Origin of the sequence: Algoriphagus ratkowskyi (genome assembly GCF_002150505.1) — a bacterium.
GTDB lineage: Bacteria > Bacteroidota > Bacteroidia > Cytophagales > Cyclobacteriaceae > Algoriphagus > Algoriphagus ratkowskyi.
In genome coordinates, this window is sequence record NZ_MSSV01000014.1 from 58020 (window position 1) to 77386 (window position 19367).

Annotated in this window: 18 protein-coding genes; 7 read left to right on the plus strand and 11 right to left on the minus strand. The window is 38.2% G+C overall.

The window, feature by feature from the left end; translation table 11 throughout:
* Positions 1–224 precede the first annotated feature (224 nt).
* Positions 225–827 (plus strand): RNA polymerase sigma factor, encoded by a 603-nt coding sequence (locus tag BVH02_RS14205; RefSeq protein ID WP_086502122.1) that lies wholly within the window; start codon positions 225–227, stop codon positions 825–827.
* Entirely contained in the window at positions 802–1035 is a 234-nt protein-coding gene (locus BVH02_RS14210; protein ID WP_086502123.1) for a hypothetical protein, read from the plus strand. Before BVH02_RS14205 ends, BVH02_RS14210 begins: the two co-directional genes overlap by 26 nt.
* 193 nt (positions 1036–1228) lie before the next feature.
* On the opposite strand, the gene BVH02_RS14215 is transcribed toward BVH02_RS14210, so the two are convergent.
* Both BVH02_RS14215 and BVH02_RS14220 read right to left on the minus strand, forming a co-directional pair.
* On the minus strand, positions 1229–2107 hold the full coding sequence (locus tag BVH02_RS14215; protein WP_158093898.1) for an alpha/beta hydrolase: 879 nt from the start codon (positions 2105–2107) through the stop codon (positions 1229–1231).
* Between the two features lie 2 nt (positions 2108–2109).
* Positions 2110–3543: an aldehyde dehydrogenase family protein gene (locus tag BVH02_RS14220; protein ID WP_086502125.1), complete on the minus strand. Its 1434-nt coding sequence runs from the start codon at positions 3541–3543 to the stop codon at positions 2110–2112.
* A 357-nt stretch (positions 3544–3900) separates the two neighbouring features.
* On the opposite strand from BVH02_RS14220, the gene rlmH reads away from it, so the two are divergent.
* Positions 3901–4374 carry a 23S rRNA (pseudouridine(1915)-N(3))-methyltransferase RlmH gene (gene rlmH, locus BVH02_RS14225; protein ID WP_086502126.1) on the plus strand — a complete coding sequence of 158 codons (474 nt, stop codon included), beginning with the start codon at positions 3901–3903 and terminating at the stop codon, positions 4372–4374.
* A gap of 67 nt (positions 4375–4441) precedes the next feature.
* Here rlmH and crtD read toward each other — a convergent pair whose 3' ends face one another.
* Positions 4442–5917, minus strand: a complete 1476-nt coding sequence (crtD, locus tag BVH02_RS14230) for a 1-hydroxycarotenoid 3,4-desaturase CrtD (protein WP_086502198.1) — start codon at positions 5915–5917, stop codon at positions 4442–4444.
* Between the two features lie 163 nt (positions 5918–6080).
* Here crtD and BVH02_RS14235 point away from each other — a divergent pair, with 163 nt between their 5' ends.
* The 3 genes from BVH02_RS14235 to BVH02_RS14245 all read left to right on the plus strand — a co-directional run bounded on the left by BVH02_RS14235 (position 6081) and on the right by BVH02_RS14245 (position 8983).
* A complete protein-coding gene (locus tag BVH02_RS14235; protein WP_086502127.1) occupies positions 6081–7049 on the plus strand; it encodes a hypothetical protein in 969 nt (322 codons plus the stop codon).
* Between the two features lie 208 nt (positions 7050–7257).
* The gene (locus tag BVH02_RS14240; protein WP_086502128.1) at positions 7258–7608 is read left to right on the plus strand and encodes a hypothetical protein; all 351 of its coding nucleotides are present in this window, start codon (positions 7258–7260) and stop codon (positions 7606–7608) included.
* Positions 7609–7843: 235 nt separating this feature from the next.
* Positions 7844–8983: a hypothetical protein gene (locus tag BVH02_RS14245; protein ID WP_086502129.1), complete on the plus strand. Its 1140-nt coding sequence runs from the start codon at positions 7844–7846 to the stop codon at positions 8981–8983.
* 411 nt (positions 8984–9394) lie between these two features.
* Here BVH02_RS14245 and BVH02_RS14250 read toward each other — a convergent pair whose 3' ends face one another.
* Complete coding sequence (locus tag BVH02_RS14250) at positions 9395–10861, minus strand: glycine--tRNA ligase (RefSeq protein ID WP_086502130.1); 1467 nt, start codon at positions 10859–10861, stop codon at positions 9395–9397.
* Between the two features lie 130 nt (positions 10862–10991).
* Between BVH02_RS14250 and BVH02_RS14255 the strand changes: the two genes are divergently transcribed.
* A complete protein-coding gene (locus BVH02_RS14255; protein WP_086502131.1) occupies positions 10992–11672 on the plus strand; it encodes an outer membrane beta-barrel protein in 681 nt (226 codons plus the stop codon).
* Between the two features lie 374 nt (positions 11673–12046).
* Here BVH02_RS14255 and BVH02_RS14260 read toward each other — a convergent pair whose 3' ends face one another.
* From BVH02_RS14260 to secDF, 7 genes are all read right to left on the minus strand, one after another.
* Positions 12047–12481 (minus strand): outer membrane insertion C- signal, encoded by a 435-nt coding sequence (locus tag BVH02_RS14260; protein ID WP_086502132.1) that lies wholly within the window; start codon positions 12479–12481, stop codon positions 12047–12049.
* A gap of 56 nt (positions 12482–12537) precedes the next feature.
* On the minus strand, positions 12538–13584 hold the full coding sequence (locus tag BVH02_RS14265) for a Gfo/Idh/MocA family oxidoreductase (RefSeq protein WP_086502133.1): 1047 nt from the start codon (positions 13582–13584) through the stop codon (positions 12538–12540).
* Positions 13581–14213: a response regulator transcription factor gene (locus tag BVH02_RS14270; protein ID WP_086502134.1), complete on the minus strand. Its 633-nt coding sequence runs from the start codon at positions 14211–14213 to the stop codon at positions 13581–13583. The genes BVH02_RS14265 and BVH02_RS14270 overlap by 4 nt, the downstream gene beginning before the upstream one ends.
* Positions 14214–14270: 57 nt before the next feature.
* On the minus strand, positions 14271–15026 hold the full coding sequence (locus tag BVH02_RS14275; RefSeq protein WP_086502135.1) for a sensor histidine kinase: 756 nt from the start codon (positions 15024–15026) through the stop codon (positions 14271–14273).
* A complete protein-coding gene (locus tag BVH02_RS14280; protein ID WP_086502136.1) occupies positions 15019–15771 on the minus strand; it encodes a hypothetical protein in 753 nt (250 codons plus the stop codon). The genes BVH02_RS14275 and BVH02_RS14280 overlap by 8 nt, the downstream gene beginning before the upstream one ends.
* Before the next feature lie 2 nt (positions 15772–15773).
* Positions 15774–16184: a hypothetical protein gene (locus tag BVH02_RS14285; protein ID WP_086502137.1), complete on the minus strand. Its 411-nt coding sequence runs from the start codon at positions 16182–16184 to the stop codon at positions 15774–15776.
* Between the two features lie 147 nt (positions 16185–16331).
* Positions 16332–19301 (minus strand): protein translocase subunit SecDF, encoded by a 2970-nt coding sequence (secDF, locus tag BVH02_RS14290; protein ID WP_086502138.1) that lies wholly within the window; start codon positions 19299–19301, stop codon positions 16332–16334.
* Positions 19302–19367: the final 66 nt, after the last annotated feature.

Here is a 19367-nt window from a genome sequence, read left to right on the forward strand (position 1 = left end):
ATTGGTGAGTCTACATTTAAATTCATTTCTATTAAATTTTGCTATTGCATTCTTTTAAAAGATATAATTTGGTATGACGTCTGGATATAACGTGTGAGATAAAATCCTTGCGTTTTCTTTGCAGAGTTGTATTTGAAATCATACTTTTAAGACATATTATTTTTCTTTCACCCTTACCACATACTATGGCCTAGACCTTTACGTTTATTATAAACCAACTTAAAATGAGTAAACGAATTGGTCCTAAGGACAGCGAATTGATAGCACAGTATCGAAATGGTAGTGATGCAGCGTTTGATCTATTAGTAGATCGGTATCAAAGTAAGATGTACACCACGATTTTTCTGATTGTTAAGGATCAGAAAGTAGCTGAAGACCTACTTCAAGACGTGTTTATGAAAGTGGTAAAAACACTTAATTCAGATAAATACAATGAAGAAGGGAAATTTCAGCCTTGGGTGATGCGCATAGCGCATAATTTGGCGATAGATTATTTCCGTAAAGCCAAAAGATATCCTACCATATTAATGGAGGATGGTTCTAATATTTTCAATTCGCTGAAATTTGCTGAAGAAAATGTAGAAGACCGGCAGGTAAGAGATGAAAACATTGAGCTAGTGAAGCGCCTGATTGAGGAACTTCCGGAGGCTCAAAAGCAGGTCTTGATTATGCGACATTACTTGGATATGAGTTTCCAAGAAATTGCAGATCAGACTGGTGTAAGTATCAATACCGCTCTTGGTAGAATGCGATATGCGCTGATCCACCTGCGAAAAAAGATGAAACAACTAAATTTTGCATATGATAAAACCATTTACCCCAAATGACCTGCTAAGATATATTTATCAGGAAATGACGGAGGTAGAGCAAGAACTCTTAGTGCAAGCCTTGCATAGTGACAATTCGCTAATGCAAGAATATATAGAACTGCTGAGCACAATAGAGCAAATGGATCAAGTCCAGCTTCAACCTTCAGAAAAAGTAGTACAAGCGATCAAGTCGAGCGCTCAATCTACAGGACTCGCACGAGTCTGATGACATGGTAATCCCGCCTCGAGCGGGATTTTTTTTTAATTTTATGTATAGCATCAATTGCTTCACATAAGGTAAAAAGCAATTTTATGTAGTGTAAATAGTTGCATTTCCGGCACTTCGTTCATTCCGCTTCGGTCTTCCAGCCGGGTATGTAAAGAAAAAAGCGGTAATGGCTAATTAGGAACAATTACGTTTAATTTATTGCAATCTTGATAAAGTCCGCAGCCTGCTCAAATAATTGAGGATAGGTAGCCGCAGTAAAGCCATGACCTTGATTGGGGATTTTAATGAATGAGTGGAATACATTAGCCTCTATTAAAGAATTTTTCAGGAGCTCACTCTGTGAAATTGGAACTACGCTATCCGAAGTCCCGTGGAAAAAAATTGTAGGAGGGGAATTAGAGTTTACATACGTAATAGGACTGTTAATGGCATAAGCATCGGCTTCATCTTGTGGACTACCTCCAATTAGGCCATTTAAACCTAGCTGTGTTATTAGGCTAAAATCATATAGTTTAGCAAGGTCTGTTGGAGGAAAAAAAGCTATAACCGCTTTTATGTTGCCAATGCGCTGATGTTTATAGGAATGCAATAAAGCTAAATGACCTCCCGCACTAGCACCAGCGAGAATTAATTGGTCAGAAATATTCCAATCTGCAGACTTACTTTGTATATAATTTATGGCTTCTATAACGTCATTCTGCTGAGTTGGAAATTTATTACTACCATTATTTAGATTATAAAGGCTATAGTTAATGGCTACAAAAGCATAGTCTGGCAAAGCTGAAGAAAGTGCTGCCCGGAATTGTGTAAACTCTTCTTTGCTTCCCTCAATCCAAGCTCCACCATGAAGATAGATTACGAGTGGTGTTTCATCGGTCGATCTTCCAGCAGGTAAATAAACATCTAAGACCTGGATTCTCTCTCTCCCATAGGATTGATCAAATAAATCTAAAGCAGGTAAGAACCCTGTTGGGTTTTCGTCTCCGTTCGAAGTACAGCTGTATAGATAGGAACTAATTAGAAGTAAGAGAAATATCTTTTGAAAGAAGTGATTAAAAACTCTGAACATCCTTAAAACCATTTGATAAGTGACTCTATGATTTGCTTAGCTCGGATGCCATATGGCGGTCTGAGAAGCGTTACATTATTTAATCCCACACGTTGTTTGAGTACACCTTTCTCATTGCTAAATGCCATAAAGCCATGATAGCCGTGTGCTTTTCCAATCCCGCTATTATTTACACCTCCAAATGGTAATTCCATATGGAGATAATGAATGACACAGTCGTTGATGACTGCGTTTCCTGAACTTGTTTCTCCAAGAACTTTAGAGGCATGCTCAGAATCATTTCCAAAATAGTAAAGCGCTAAAGGTTTAGGCTTTGAATTCACATAAGCTATCGCTTGCTCAAGGGTGCTATAGGGTACGATAGGAAAGATCGGCCCAAAGATCTCTTCCTGCAAAACCAGCATTTCATCCGTTACATCTGTTAATATAGTTGGCTCTATATATCGTGACTGGGGATCTAACTTTCCGCCGAAGGCAATCTTTGCTCCTTTAGCTACAGCATCATCAATGTATCCTTTTAGCCTTTGGAAATTTTTGTCGTTGACGATCCTAGCCATATCGGGAGACTGATCTATTCCTTTGAAATCTGGATCATACATCTTTTGAAGTGCGACTTTCATTTCTGAAAGAAACATTTCCTCCTGAGATTTGTGTACCAATACATAATCCGGAGCGATGCATGTTTGTCCACAGTTGACATATTTCCCCCAAATTAATTTCTCGGCAGCATCCTTTAAATCAGCATCTTCATTCACAATAACTGGCGATTTTCCACCCAACTCTAATGTTACAGATGTCAAGTGCTCCGCAGCAGCTTTCATCACTATTTTGCCAACAGCTGGACTTCCTGTAAAAAAAATATGATCAAATGGAAGTTGAAGTAGGGCTTGGGATACAGCTACTTCTCCTAATATTACTGAAACCTCATTGGAGTTAAAAAGTTCAGAAATCATCCTGGCAATCAATTCGGATGTATGCGGTGTCATCTCCGAAGGCTTGATAATCGCAGTACATCCTGCAGCTAGAGCAGAGATTAAAGGGCCAATTGTAAGATTAAACGGGTAATTCCAGGGCGAAATAATTAATGATGTTCCTTTGGGTTCCTTATAGATCTTGCTTGTTGTGCCAAGCATGGGTAAAGGGGTTGAAACGGATTTCGGTTGCATCCATTTTTTAAGATGTTTGATCGTATGATTGATTTCGGCAGTTACAGGGAAGATTTCTGTAAGATCAGTTTCAGGTTCTGGTTTACTAAAATCATTTGCTAAAGCATCGCGGATGTCCTGCTGATAATCTTTTATCCAGGCTCTGACTTTTTTCAGTCGTGCTACTCTCTCGTCTAAAGTTGAAATTCTCCATTGGTAGGACGTCTCTACCTGAGATTGAAAAATAAGTTGAAGGTTTGGGTTTATTGATGAGGAGGGTGAGAGAATCATAGTTATTTATGGGATTATTTTAATCTAAGTTAAAAATAGAGTTTTCCATTGGAAATAGGAAAGTGAGTGTCTCTAATAATAAACAAGGACTTAAGAGTATTTTCAATTTACATTTCCCAAATTTCATAGTCATAATTATGTATTTTGTCAATTAGGTTTGGCTGACCCTTGGGTTATACAGAGGTCAGATATTTATTTTTTGGCAGGAATACTTTTGCAGGATAACATATAGCGGTCAAATTGACTCCCCAGAGTTAAGTGTGTTTTTGGGTAGGGATAGTCAAATTACATAGTGCTTAGTTTTTCTTATTAGGCTAAGGGAAATTATCCATAATCAAAAATTTTAGATATTTGGCTATGCAAATCAAACTGATCGCTATCGGCAAGACGGACAATAAATCCATTATATCCTTGATTGAGGAATACAGTAAGCGGCTGAATTTTTACATCAAGTTTGATTTTGAAGTCATCCCAGATCTGAAAAACACCAAATCTCTCTCCGAAATCCTTCAAAAAGAGAAGGAAGGAGAATTGATTCTAAAAAATATAATTCCTTCTGATGACGTGATCTTATTGGATGAACGCGGCAAAAGCCATAGCTCCATAGATTTCTCAGAATTCCTTCAGAAGAAGATGAATGCAGGCTTAAAGCAACTCATTTTCGTCATTGGTGGACCTTATGGTTTTTCGGACCAGGTTTACGCCAGATCAAACGGCAAACTTTCCATATCCAAAATGACATTTTCGCATCAGATGATCCGACCTTTTTTCATCGAGCAACTTTATCGAGGATTTACGATTCTGAGAAATGAGCCATATCATCACGAGTAAATAGTTTTCATTATTCGGAAAAAAGTAATCTGTGGACACGCTTATAAAAGACACTAAAAATTGATCACTAACCGTCTATCATTTCACTCATGATTTTTGCAGAAAGCAAGCAAAGGGGGATTCCTCCACCAGGATGCACGGAACCTCCGCAGAAATACAGATTTTTTATAGATGAGGAATAATTAGCATGGCGGAGAAAAGCCGCAAACTTATTATTTGAGCTATTGCCATAGAGTGCCCCTTGAGCAGAGGACGTCTTCGATTCTATCGATCGAGGATCTAAGATTTCTTCTACTTCAATCAAGGCTTCCAAATCAGTTTTTAGGATTCTATTCAACTTATGAATGATATTTCTCTTCGCTTCAGCTATCATCTTATCCCAATCTTGTCCTTGGTTATTGGGCACATTGATCATCGTAAACCAATTCATACAACCCCCAGGAGCGTCATCAGATTTGTGAGTTGAGGTAATATTCAGATAAATGGTAGGATCTTCATAGATCGTCCCACGCTTAAAAATATGCTCGAATTCCAAGGGATAATTATCTGAGAAGAGAATATTGTGTAGATCAAGCTCTTGAAATTCACGTTTGATTCCCCAATAGAATATCAGTGCAGAACTTGATTTGGGCTGGCTGAGCAAAAGCTTAGGTTGCTTCTCTTCTTTAAGGATCGTCTTGTAGGCATTAACCATATCCATATTATTTGTCACGAGGTCAGCATGGAAATCTTTGTCTTTTACTCTGATTCCTATTGCTTTTCCACCTTCGACTAAGACCTTTTCCACTTTCTGTCCAAAATGATAATTCACTCCGAGTTCTTCTGAAAGTTTGAACAGACTCATCGTGATATCATGCATCCCTTTTTTAGGAAAAAAGGCACCTATGTTAAATTCAAGATGAGGAATAATATTTAGTGTAGCAGGGGTTTCAAAGGGATTTGAACCGTTGTAAGTAGCATAACGATTAAAGAGTTGCACCAATTTGGGATGAGAAAACTGCTTTCTATTTGCTTCATTCATAGTAGAGAAAATCCCCAGTTTCCTCATTTTCAGATAGGACTTCATCGCTTGTGAATTTGTCCACGTACTGATCTTGTGAAGGGAGCGATTCATGAAAAGTGGAGCCAGACTATCGTAGATAAAGGCTGATTTGAGAAGCGCTTCGCGAATGTTAGAAGCCGGCTCGCCCAGCTTAGTCTGCACTTCTTCTGCAAAGTGATTGAGATCTGAGTAAGCTTTTAGCGTCGTCCCATCTTCCCAGAAATAATTACAAGCAACCTCCAGCTTTTCATATTCAAAGTAGTCTTCAGGATTTTTCCCAGCTAGTCGAAAAAGCTCATCGACCTGCTCAGGAAGTGTGAAAAGCGAAGGTCCCGCATCAAATCTGTATTCTCCTAGGTGAATCTCACTCAGTTTCCCTCCCGGATAGGTATTCGCTTCAAAGACTATCACTGAATAGCCTTTTAATGCCAGCCGAATGGAAGCAGCAATGCCCGCAATTCCAGCACCAATAATTAGTGCCTGTGTATGATTGCTTTTCATTTTTTCAAGTTTTAGAAATGCATCTGAAGATAAAAATTTAGCCCGCAAAATACTTTAGTATTTTTTACTAAAAATAATACAATAAAAAAAGCTTTTCAACACAATAAAAATGCTTTTAATAATTGTACTTTTTTTATATTCATACTCTTATACTCATATAACCATGAAAAATTATTTTTCAGTCAAAAGCACAGCCGGATCAGTGATCATGGCCGCTTTGTTGGTAATGGTTGGCTGTACTCAATTTGAGACAGCGGAACCTGCTTTGGACAACAGTCAGTCTGTTGAAGTATTAAATGAACAAGCAAACGGTGTATTTTTTCCGAATGCGAGAATCTCTTATGGTAATGTTGAGCCTGTGATTATCGATGGTGAAAACAACGGTGGAAATAGGACATGCGCGGAGGTGGCAGCAGCCCGCGAAATTCCTAATTTTCAATATTCAAGCGGTCGAATTAATTATGAAGGTAGTGCATTTTCAAAACCCTTTCCCGCTGGTTTTACAATTACTACTGACGGTACAAATGTAAGTTGGAGTTTTACTCCACCTCCCGGATATTGTCTGGATGCAATCGCTTTCATTGTGAAAGGTAGTAACGCTGCAAATGTTTATTATTACGGTCCGGATATTTATGAGGATTCGAGGCTTACATCACCTAACAATGCAAGTGGCGGGGCGGCTGGACTAAGCAACCTCACTATCTGTTATACCTTAAGACTTTGTGGAGATGTAAAAGAATGCTTTAGGGATGAAACAGCATGGGCATTTGGAAGCAAGTATATAACTAGAGGAAACTGGGCTACTTATGTCCAATACAGTAATGTGGTGAAAACAGTGAAATTATTTGCTGGACAAACTTATGATATTGGCAATGTGACATTTACTCCTTCAGGAGACGATGTAGAAATCAAAATTGAATTGAATGAGTTTGGCAGGTTCCAAGACATTGCTGAAAACGTGAAAATTCAGGGTTATGCCTTAATTCCAGCTGCTACAAATCCTTCACCTGGTCTATTTACTACTCATAAGGCAAAGGCTACTGAATCTCCTTACACAGTAGTTGTTCCTAGGTTCAATTATTATGGAGTACACGTAGATGCTGCTAGAGCGGTAGAATGTCCAACTGATTGAATTTTAAAAAAATTAATTTGAGTAAAACTTGAGCCAGTAGTCGAAACTACTGGCTCATTTATTTTTATGTTTCAGGATAAGGAAAAAGAGGGAGATAATAATTCTTTTTTAGTCAAAAACTATAGACATTACTTCTTAAGAATAAAATACAAGTTATGTAGCGTGGTAGCTATTTTTGACGTATTGAGTGTACACTTAACTCCTTTTTATGAAAAACTTCTTACTAATAGCGCTTGTCGCACTTATTTTTATTTCCTGTGACAAATTAGACGAACCGGAAATTTTAGGGACTTACACAAATACGCTAGATGGATGCGATTCAGTTGATGACCCAATGTTTGGCTGCGGAAGATTTATCACACTTTCTGCCGGAGGAGTAGCCGATGTTCTTCTCGGTGGGGACATGATTTCAAGAACTACTTACAAAATCAAAGGGGAAAAAATTAAGATCGAAAAAAGCGAGCAGTTTGGATTAGAATTGACTTTTAAACAATTAGATGATGGCACACTTAGAGAGGAGCGAGATAAATCAATTTGGTATCCGGCGGATATGGATTAAACCCTGCTCTTTGGGATTCCTGCTTCTCGAGATTTGCAATTCAGGAGAGTCTAGACGAGTGTTTTATTCATAGAGAATGTGAAAATACAACTATTAAGCAGTTGGTAGAAGAGATAAAGTTATTTGAATTAAATCTTTACTATCTTGTATTTACATACAAATATTATTTATCCGACTTTTTTAAATATATAAAAGACATTTTATTGTGAAGTAAACTAAAAACTTTTAGACCACTATGAAAACTTTTACAACAAAAATGCTGGTGTTAGTGACCTCGGCATTGCTCTTAGGAGCCTGTAGCCAAATGGCTACTTATGAAAATGAAGATCTAAATAATGGATTGGAAAAAGCAGATGAGTTGGGTTTCATATTGAATCCTTATGGAACTACCAATGGATTTGAGAATGGATCGGTTTTGTTTGGAAACGAAATTGACTGTGAAAGTTCTTATTGTGTTCCTGCAGAAAGGGTTGATGAAATACGCTTCTCTAGAAGTCTTACTCCTCAAAAAAGGACATCGGGTGAAAATGTTAAGGAGGTATATTCAAATGTATATTTAACTCTTTTACCAAATAACATGGCTTACTATGAGGTAGATGTTATTTCTGTTTTAATTTCAGGAGATCCACAATCTCTTGTATCTTTTGATGGTTCCATTGGTGGCTATAGCTTTGCGACATATCCAGGTCAGAGTTATCAGGATGTAAGTAATAATATAAGGACTAATTATTTTAGAAGTGAAATGTTTGACTTTACAGCTATTCATTGTGGTAATTCATTTGATTACATTATTAATGAAACAAGTTTTGCTGTGGACGAACCTGTAGTTTTCACAGGTACTCTTTATCTGATCCCGATTTGCAGGAGTAGTTGTGATGAAGAAACTTTTGACTATTCCAGTTCAGTAGAAGAGGGCATGGTTGATGTAACATTTGAATATAGTTACAGCGAAGAAGCTAAAGTATCCATTGATTTTACTTTTCCACAAATCATCATTGATATTCCAAATAATGGCACATATACAGGTGCTGATGGAAAAAATTACAGAGTAACAGGAAATGGAACTGTATTCCATTGGACAGGCGAAGTTAGCTGTTCTTCTGAATCACCAACGACATTTTCATTTAAGGGATTGGTTCCTGACTGTGGTGCAGGAAATTCAAATGATGGAAAAGCTAATATTTGGACAGGTGCGAAAGTAGTAGCAGTCGATGGTGTTTCACTAGTTAACAATCCAGAAACTTTAGACATTAATGAAGGATTTTATTCTCTTAAAAGAGAGCTTTCAAACATTGTATTTGAAGGTTGTCCAACTACAAAAAAAAGTAAAAAGAAAAAAACTTCTGAGAATAATGATGGGCCTCCAAAGAGTTAATCACTTATGTCGGGTATTTCTATGAACAGAAAATATATGTATGGGATCGACCTGCTACTCGGAATTCTTGTTTTGCTCTTATAATTAAATGACAGTGATTTGTCATCGCAAACCAGCAAAAAATCTCTAATCCCTTATGCCTTTGACAATAATTGAGAATTTCTATGAACTTCTCCCAATAGCAAGCAAAAACATTTACCCATTGATGCACCGTGAATATGACGAGGTGAATAGCTCCGTAATCTTGGATTTGGTAATAAATAACCATAATTGAAATTAAAATTGTCGGATTAAAAATTTTCGATATCGCTTCGGAATTTTAAATTTAGAAGAGCCCGCAAATCCCGAGAGAATCTCATAAAAAAACTCCTGAGATCGATTTCAGGAGTTTTTTTATGCTTTTTAAAATTCTTACAGCTTTTCAAAGATCCTTCTAAAGCTAGTCGCCTCAGCAATTCTTCCATGAAGCTCAGAGATAGGCACTCTTTCCTGCTCTGTAGTATCACGATGACGGATAGTCACAGTGTTGTCTTCTAGCGTCTGATGATCCACCGCAATACAGAATGGAGTTCCAATCAAATCCTGACGCGCATACCGCTTACCGATCGATGAAGCATCTTCATAGATAATATTAAAATCGTATTTCAACAGTTCCACTATTTCCTGCCCTTTCTCTGGTAAGCCATCTTTCTTTGTAATAGGGAGAATAGCTGCTTTCACAGGTGCTATTGCTGGATGAAGTTTCAAGAAAGTTCTGCTTTTCTCTTCAGTTACTTCCTCGGTATATGCGTTGCAAAGTGTCAATAAGAAAAGACGATCTGCTCCGATTGAAGTTTCCACTACAAAAGGAATATAATTCTGATTTATTTCTGGATCGAAATACTGCTGCTTTTTCCTAGAGAATTCCTGATGTGATTTTAAATCAAAATCAGTTCTGGAGTGAATCCCTTCCACTTCCTTGAAGCCAAATGGGAAGTCGTATTCTATATCCATAGCTGCATTAGCATAGTGTGCTAGCTTCTCATGGTCATGCTTTCTGAGTTTTTCCTGCGGAATTCCCAAAGCCAAATGCCATCTCATTCTAGTTTCTGCCCATTTCTGATACCATTCCAGCTCAGTGCCAGGACGTACAAAGAATTGCATCTCCATCTGCTCAAACTCACGCATTCTGAAAATAAATTGACGAGCTACGATTTCATTTCTGAACGCTTTTCCTATCTGCGCTATTCCGAATGGAACTTTCATTCTAGCGGTTTTCTGCACATTTAGGAAGTTCACAAAAATTCCCTGAGCCGTCTCTGGTCTCAGGTAAATAGTAGTAGAATCTTCCGCTACAGAGCCGACTTGAGTGGAGAACATCAGATTGAACTGACGAACATCTGTCCAATTGGAAGTACCACTTACTGGACATTTGATACCTTCATTGGTGATTAGATCTCTTACTCCGTCCAAATCCTCCGCTTCCAGCATTCTTGCCAAAGCACCTGTTAATGCATTCGCTTTTTCAATGTCACCAGCGCGTTCGAAAACTGCTGCATGTTCTTCAACAAGTACATCTGCACGGTAGCGCTTTTTAGAGTCTTTGTTGTCGATCATCGGATCGTTGAAGCTGTCTATGTGACCAGAAGCCTTCCAAGTGGTAGGATGCATAAATATGGACGCATCTATGCCCACAATATTTCCTTCTACACGTGTCATGGTTTCCCACCACAGACGCTTCAGGTTATTTTTCAATTCTACTCCATAAGCACCGTAATCGTACACTGCCTGAAGGCCGTCGTAGATCTCAGAACTAGGGTAAACAAATCCATACTCTTTGGCATGGGAAATAATATCTTTTAGTTGCGTGTTTTCTGCAGGAGTTTCTGTTTTTGCCATAGGGGCAAAAATAGGCAAAATGAATCAATTGGCGTAGAAAAATGAAAGTCTTCAAAGTTTGGGGACATATGATGCAACTAAACTCTTAACTGTATCGTGTAAACTTCAAACCTGAACTAAATCTTACACCATGAAAAAAGTATTACTAGGATTACTCGTATTTCAATTGGTCACTTTTACAGCAAATGCACAAATACAAAAAGGGAGTGTTTTGCTTGGAGGAAGCATCAACTTCGCTAATAGCAATAATGATCAGCAAAGGACTTCGGATTTAGGCAGTGATAGAAATACGACATCCAATGAGTTTTCCTTTGACCCTAAGATTGGTGTTGCCTTGGAAAACAATTGGGTTATAGGTGCAATGGTTATATTTAAAACTGGTAAAAGTATAATGGATGCTACCACTTACAGCAGCACAAACTCTAGTAAGGAAAAACTTACCAATGAACAAAATGCATTTGGTGTAGGCTTGTTTGCAAGAAAATACTTTCCCTTTGGTGATAAATTTTCAGCATTTGGAGAGTTAAATAGTGGTTCCCTTTGGAATAAAAACTCTTCCATCTATGAATATAATAATGGTACTCCTGCCGAAAGCGAGAACAAATACACAGAGTATCAGACCAACTTGTTAGCAGGAATTGCCTACTTCCCTAAAAATTGGATGGCAATAGAACTTTCTACCAACCTAGTGACTTTTACAAGCTCCAATCAAGAAACTAATACTATAGACTACAGTAATAATTCTTTTGATTTTGGTTTAAATACCTCCGCCATAAGCCTTGGTGTATCTTCTTTCTTAAACAATAAGTAAAACTCTTTTAAAACCAAAAAAGGTCAACTCATCGCTGAGTTGACCTTTTGGGTTGTAGGTGGTTTTTTCTTTTATGTGTATCAGCTGTGGCACGAGTAAAGATACATAGCAACTTATTATTTGGAAAACACTAAGATTGAGGCTAATTCGGTCACCTGTCTCCCGATAGCTATCGGGAGGTCTTCCAGCCTGCGGAGCAAAGAATTAACGTCTACAGGCATGATTGCGAATCGTAATAATTAATTAAGATTTCAGGCTAAACTAAAATCGAATCAGCTACATCTTTAAAATTAGCTACTTCGGTCTTCCGTCATCGGACTTCCAGCCTAACTAAGAATTGAGCAAAAATGCATCATTTAGGGCAACCATAAGATCTATCTAAATGTGTATTTAAATCCAAATCCTGCACGGAAGTAATCCCCATGATCAGTTGCTAAAATAGGCGTAGCTTCTAAGACAAGTCCGAGGTTTTTACTATTAAATGGAGTTACTAAAAGTCCGAAAGGAATCGCAATGTAGAAATCATCGTCATCATCATTTTTATGATTTCTATCATCATCCAATCCTAAACCTAATCCTAGGTAAAAGTTGACATCATCTTTCATAACAATATTATATGCTCCCATCACTTCAAACCCGATGTCGCCACCTGTCCCGATTCGGGCCTCACCGAAAATTTGTTTGTTGGGATCAGTTCCTAGGGTGACAAAAGTCTCAGAGCTTTGTAGGTTGACACCTGCGCTGATCTGGGCCTCAGCAAATGAGATGAATGCGAAAAGAGTAAGAGATAATAATACTAATTTTTTCATATTTCAGTTTTTATTCTGAACACCACTTTCCAAAACCTCAGCCAAAAAACCTTGGTCTACCATCCTCCTTCTGCTCTCGTGACTCTTTTTCCTACCTCAGAACTTTCAAATGAAGCTTCTATGATCTTCAATACGCTGATGGTCTGAGGTATGGTAATATCGAGGTTTGTGCCTTTTAAAATCGCGTCAGCGACATTCTGATACAATATTCTATAATTTCCCGGCACAGTTTCGTAGGCCCTTGTTTCCTCACTGAGGAAAATTTTCCCCCAACTTTCCGCAGGTTCCACACCCCAAGCTGCTCCTTCTGGCTTATGCCCAAGCTTAAATTCAGCTTCCTGCACGTCTAAACCAAACTTTTGATAGGATCCTTTTTTTCCCAATAGCAAAAACTTCGGAGTAAGAACATTCACCAAAACTCCTGCAGTCACTCTAGCTTTCAGTGTGCCGTAATCCAAAACAATATCAAAATAATCGTCAGCCACCGCATCGGTTCTTTGTTTACGAATATCTGCCTGAATCCAATTAGGTACGCCAAAAAGCAACACTACTTGATCTATCAAATGCGAACCTAGATCGAAAGTAATTCCATTCCCTGAAACATCCTTTTCCCTCCAATTATCAGAAATATCTGGACGGAATCGATCAAAATGAGATTCCAGATATACTAAATTGCCGAGATCACCTTCCCGCACTAATTTCTGTAAGGTCATAAAATCTCCATCGTAGCGACGGTTGTGAAAAACCGAGCAAATCAAGCCCTTCTCTTCAGCTAGCTCATGTAATTGCTCTGCTTCATGAGAAAAAATAGTCACTGGTTTATCTACCACTACATGTTTTCCTGCTTGAAGACATTGCATCGCCATCGGAAAGTGAAACTCGTTTGGCGTTGTGATCACAATCAAATCTGCAGCATCAGCTTCCAATAAAGCATCCAAACTTCTGTAGGTAGTCACATCAGGATACAATTCTTCACAGCGATTGGTACTTCTCTCCACTGCCGCTACTAGCTGAAGGTCTGGACATACAGTGATCAGTGGTGCATGCATTTTCTCTGCTACGGAGCCAAAGCCAATAATGGCTGTTTTGATAGGACTGCTCATGGATATAGGTTCATTTCGTGTGCTTTGTTCACCAGCTCAATTCGAGAACTGACCTGAAGCTTTTGATGGATATTTTTGCGATGAGTCTCAACTGTTTGCTTACTTAAATTTAGCATCAGGGCAATTTCCTTATTCTGGATACCATCTTTGATTAAATGTATGATTTCAGTTTCCCTGCGGGATAGCTTATACTTTACGCGAAAAGCATCAAAATAAGCCCCTTGAAGCGCTTGCTTTTTCACCCGGTCAAAGTTCAGCACGTGCCTACCTTCAAAAACTTCATGGATGGTAAAAATCAATTCGTCTGGATCAGCATCTTTGAGGATAAAGGCATCAGCCCTTTGATCTATGCACTGCTTGTAGATTTTCTCTTCGTCATACATGGAAAGGATCACCACCTTAAAATCAGGATGAATTTCCTTGCAATAATTCAGCACGCCAAATCCGTCCATTATGGGCATATTAAGATCTGTAAGTACGATATCTACCGGATTTTCGGAAATATAATCACAGAGTTCCTTACCATTTGGGAAGACCCCTACAACCGTAAGATCGTGTTCATCTTCTAGAATTCCTTCTATACCTTTCGCAAATAATTTATGATCATCAGCAATGGCTATTCTGATCATGACTTGAGGGGAATTAGCATTTCAGGATTTATTAAATTCTAAAATATACCGTAAAATCTAATTTGGCAAGGTTAAAGTGATTTCTGTGCCTTTTCCGATGATAGAAGTCAGTTCAAATCTTCCGCCTATGGTTTCCATTCTCTTTTTAAGATTGTACATCCCACTTCCACTTGATCGTTGGGAAGAGTCGAATCCTTTCCCATAGTCGGTGATGATAATTTGTCTTTTATGCCCGCTTTCATACATTCTAATCAGGATTTTATCTGGTGAAGCATGCTTAATCACATTATTTAGCGATTCCTGAATTACTCGAATCAACACCAGTTTTTGATCTTTAGGTAAGTCGATAAGTTCAAAATTTGCTTCCAGAGAAGTTTCACAAAAGCCTGTTTTCTGTATTCTTGATAACTGCTGCTTTATGAATTCATTGATACTGACCGACTCCACCCAGTCTAGATTTAGTTGCTTAGATAGTCCACGCACCTCTTGTATTGCCTGACCGAGTATGTCTCTTCCTTCAGCTAGTTTTTCTGGCTTGATCGATCCAAAATTGAGTTTGGCGAGCGAAAGTAACTGACCAATATTGTCGTGAAGCTCCCTTCCTATATGAGTCAGGGTTTCTTGCTGTATTTCATTTTCTATATTCAGCAAAGTCTTTTCATGCTCAGATTTGACCTGATCCATCTTTTGGAGGTTTTGTACCTGTCGTTGTCTGTGTAGTATGACCATGGCAATTACAAAGAACGACAAGAGAGCAGCCAGGAAAATACTCGCAATAATCATCGTAATAATGGTACTGCTTTCCTCAGACATAATTAGGCTCTCTTTCTAACTTCAGCTTTAGGCTATCGGTGGAATAAGATAACAACATCGTTATCATTATAAATAACCATAAAATTGTATTGATGTAATTTAAAGATTTATATAGATCCATATTTTCTGCCCAAAGGTACTTTTGCGAAACTGTTTTGAGGAAAATCATTGAGTGATAAAAAAGGATAAATGTTACTTGCCAAAAAGATGCAAGTCGAAGTGGATTTGATTCTAGATAGCTATCATCGGTAATAAAGCTCATGAAATATAATCCACAAGAAATAAGTATAGAACCCGCAGCTATGGAAAAAATCAATGGCTGGCTTCCGTAGATAGGCTCAAATCCAAAACCCACAATAAAAACACTTGTTCCTAAAAAGAAAAACATTAGCCAGTTGACAATTTTCTTTTTCCTTATAGACAAATAGGATTTCAAAAGATATAAAATCAATAGGGTAAGAAGCTGTTGATTAAAAATATTAAATACCCAGACATTATATTTTGGATTCTTGGTATTCCCCAGTAGTGCATTCACACTCCTTTTCATTTCAAAATTGAAATTAGTATAAGCACCAAGATTTTCATAAAAAAAAGCCAGCAAGACAATTAAAAAAGGAAGCCAATACTTAATATCGGCTCTCTTATCTTTTGGTCCCCTAGAGATACAAAAGACTCCTATAATTAATATGAGGTCTAAGATTATCATATACCAACCTCCAAAGGCCTGGTAAAATCTACTGTCCATTCTTAATTCACTGTAGGGTCTGGATCACATGTTGGAGGGCATTGCTTTCCATGATTTTCAAAATCACCTGCTCCCGGATCACCTGACCTCTCCATAAAATCCAAATCCTCCACTTGATCCCCTTCTAAATTAGCGGCTGACATGACTAATGTGATTAATCCATCATATGCCTCTGGATTATCAGGAAAATATTCTTTTGCAAGTTCAGTAGTGTATTCTCCAAAGTAAAATTTGATTCCTCCCGTAGTAGGATCTGACTTTTCCAATAACTTTTCTATAGTAGTTCTATCAAAAAAAATCCACTTTGTTTGGTCGATTACATTTCCATTTTGATTGGTGGCTGTTCTTCCGCTTCTCACCTCTGCATCATACTTTTTTCTCATCGCCTCTAGGGCCTCTCGGCTGATTCTCATAATAAAAGTCCTTTATAAAAGTTTGAAATAGGTTTTATACTTAGTTAAATATTCTCCAAAAGATACAAACTTTCCCGCTTAATGGGTAATAAAAAAGGGGTGGGATACGATCCCACCCCTTTTAGATTTTTATAAACTAGAAATCATTTAAGCCAATTTCTTTTCTTCAATTGCTTTATCACTTTCCAATTCACGCTTCATCAAATCCACTACTATTGGAGTAGCGATATATATAGACGAGTATGTACCTACTAGAATTCCTATAAACAAGGCGAAAGAGAAACCTCTCAACACTTCACCACCGAAAATCAACAATACTATAACCACAACCAATGTCGTAAATGAAGTAATCAAAGTACGCCCAAGGGTCTGATTTATAGCATCGTTAAATAATTTTACTAATCTATTTGTCCCTTTATTCTCGATATTCTCACGAATACGGTCAAACACAATCACGGTATCGTTAATAGAATAACCGATCACAGTCAACACTGCCGCAATAAATACCTGATCAATCTCAAACGTAGCTCCAAATGCACTTGCGATAGCAAAAGCTGCAATTACAAATAAGGTATCGTGTATCAACGAGATGATTGCAGCGAGTGAATATTGCCACTTACGGAATCTTAACAAGATGTATAAGAAGATCGCAACCAAGGCTACAATCATTGCCTCTAATGAAGATGCTTTGATGTCATCCGCAACGGTAGCTCCTACTTTAGACGAACCTGTAATAGCGAATTGACCAGCAGCTAATGACTCAGCATCATTTGTAAAGGTTAATCCGGTCACTGCAGCAATTCCTTCTTTTACTCTACTCTCTACTTCAAGGTTAGAGGCAGCGTCATCCTCATTTACCAAGTAAGAAGTGGTTACTTTCAATGTATTGTTAGAACCGTAAGTTTTCACTTCTACAGATCCATCAAATTCTCTGTCCAAACCTGATTTCAAATCAGAAGCGGCCATTGGCTCGTCAAAAGCAACAATATATGAGCGACCTCCTGTAAAGTCAACTCCAAATTTCAATCCGTTTACTGCAGCGATGCCTAAACCAATCACAATAATAGAAGTAGAAATCAAGTAAGCCACTTTTCTTTTTGCCAAGAAATCAAAGCTTAATCCACTCAATGCATTTTTAGCAAAAGGAGTAGCAAAGCTGATTGAACTGTTATCGCCTTTTTTGCTCATCCATGACACTATCACTCTGGTGATAAATACGGAAGAGAAGAAAGAAGATGCGATACCGATCATCAACACGATTGCAAAACCTTTTACTGGGCCTTGACCTAATGCGAATAGGATCGCTCCTGTAAGGAAAGTGGTTACGTTTGAATCGAGAATCGCAGAAAATGCTTTATTGTAACCTGCATTGATCGCAGCTATCAAACTTACACCATTGCGAAGTTCTTCTTTAATACGTTCGAATATCAAAACGTTCGCATCAATAGACATACCTATAGTCAATACGATACCTGCAATACCTGGTAAAGTCAACGCAGTACCTAGCTGAGCTAGAATTCCTAAGATGAAGAAGATGTTGAAAACAAGTGCTGCAATAGCAACAAATCCACCTTTAGCATAATAAGCAATCATGAACAGAACCACGATCACTAAACCTGAAACCATGGAGAGTAAACCTTGATTCAAGGCTTCTTTACCCAAAGTTGGACCGATAATGCTTTCTTCTACAATCTGAGTAGGTGCTGGAAGAGAACCTGACTTAAGGATATTAGCCAAATCCTGAGCTTCCTGTAAAGAGAAGTTCCCAGAGATTTCAGACTGACCAGTTGGGATCTCTCCATTTACTACTGGAGCGGTATATACATAGTCATCTAGAACTACAGCGATTCTTCTTCCGATATTCTCAGAAGTTAATTTTCTCCATTTTCTAGCGCCTTCTGCATTCATTTGCATAGATACAGCAGGTCTTGATGTTTGATCCAATACCTGGCGGGCATCCGTCACCACATCACCTTCAAGTGGAGCTTCTTCAGTTCCTCTTTCAGCTTGGATAGCGAATAACTCCAAAGTCTCAGAGCCATCTTCCGCTTTGAAAGGCTTCACTGCCCAAAGTAATTTGATATCTCTAGGAAGCAATGATTTATAATCCGCATTTTTCAAAATACGGTTGATCGCCATCGTGTCACGAAGCTCGTATGCCAAACCATAATTAGGCTTAAGTAAGCTAAACAAAGGCGAAACATTATTAGCAGCAGCATTGCTAGGATCGATCTCAGCCAGTTGCTTTTCTAAAGCATTTCTCAAAGAGTCTTCTCCTGTAAGTGCTTCAGTAGCTACCGTGTCAGCAGAAGCAGTATCAGTAGTTCTGTTTGCAGATACCCAAGCATTATTTACAGCTTCAAGTGCTGAACCGATTTCGTTTACTTCTACTACTTGCCAGAACTGTAGTTTGGCTACACCCTGAAGTAAGTTTCTAACTCTTTCTTGATTGTCCACACCTGGCAATTCGATCTGAATACGACCAGAACCTTGGATTCTTTGAATGTTAGGCTGTGAAGTACCAAATCTATCTATACGAGTTCTAAGGATGTTGAACGAACGTTCGATCGCATTCTCAATTTCATTATCAATGATGTCAATGATCTCTGAATCAGAAGATTCCAACGAAATACGACCTCTGTTGGCTGCAGTAGCGAAAATACTGCTAAGCTTTTTGCCTGAAGTATTTTTCTGCCAAGACGCATAAAATAGATCTACATATTTAGTAGAAGATGTTTTTGCCGCTTCTTTAGCTTCTTCTACCGAATTATTGAATGCAACATCTTTGGGATTGCCAGCAAGTCCTTTAACGATCTCCACAGGTGAAACTGCCAAAGTCACATGCATACCGCCTTGAAGGTCAAGGCCCAATCCAAGTTCAGTTTCTTTTACCTCCTGGAAAGTATAATCAGCACCTAAGAAGTTGTAAACTGGAGCTCTCCAGATGGAATCTAGATAGCTTTGTCTTTTTGAGAAATCCACGTTTCCAGACGCATCAGTTGCGTATTCCTGGGCTTTTTCCTGGATATTATTTGATACAAATGTGAATGACAGATAGTACAAGCATAATGCTGTAACGATCACTGTCAAAAACACAATGACACCTTTGTTTTGCATGAGAAATAGAAATTATTAATTGATTGTAAATACAGATTGAAGGCCTATCTACTAGTCAGATAAGCA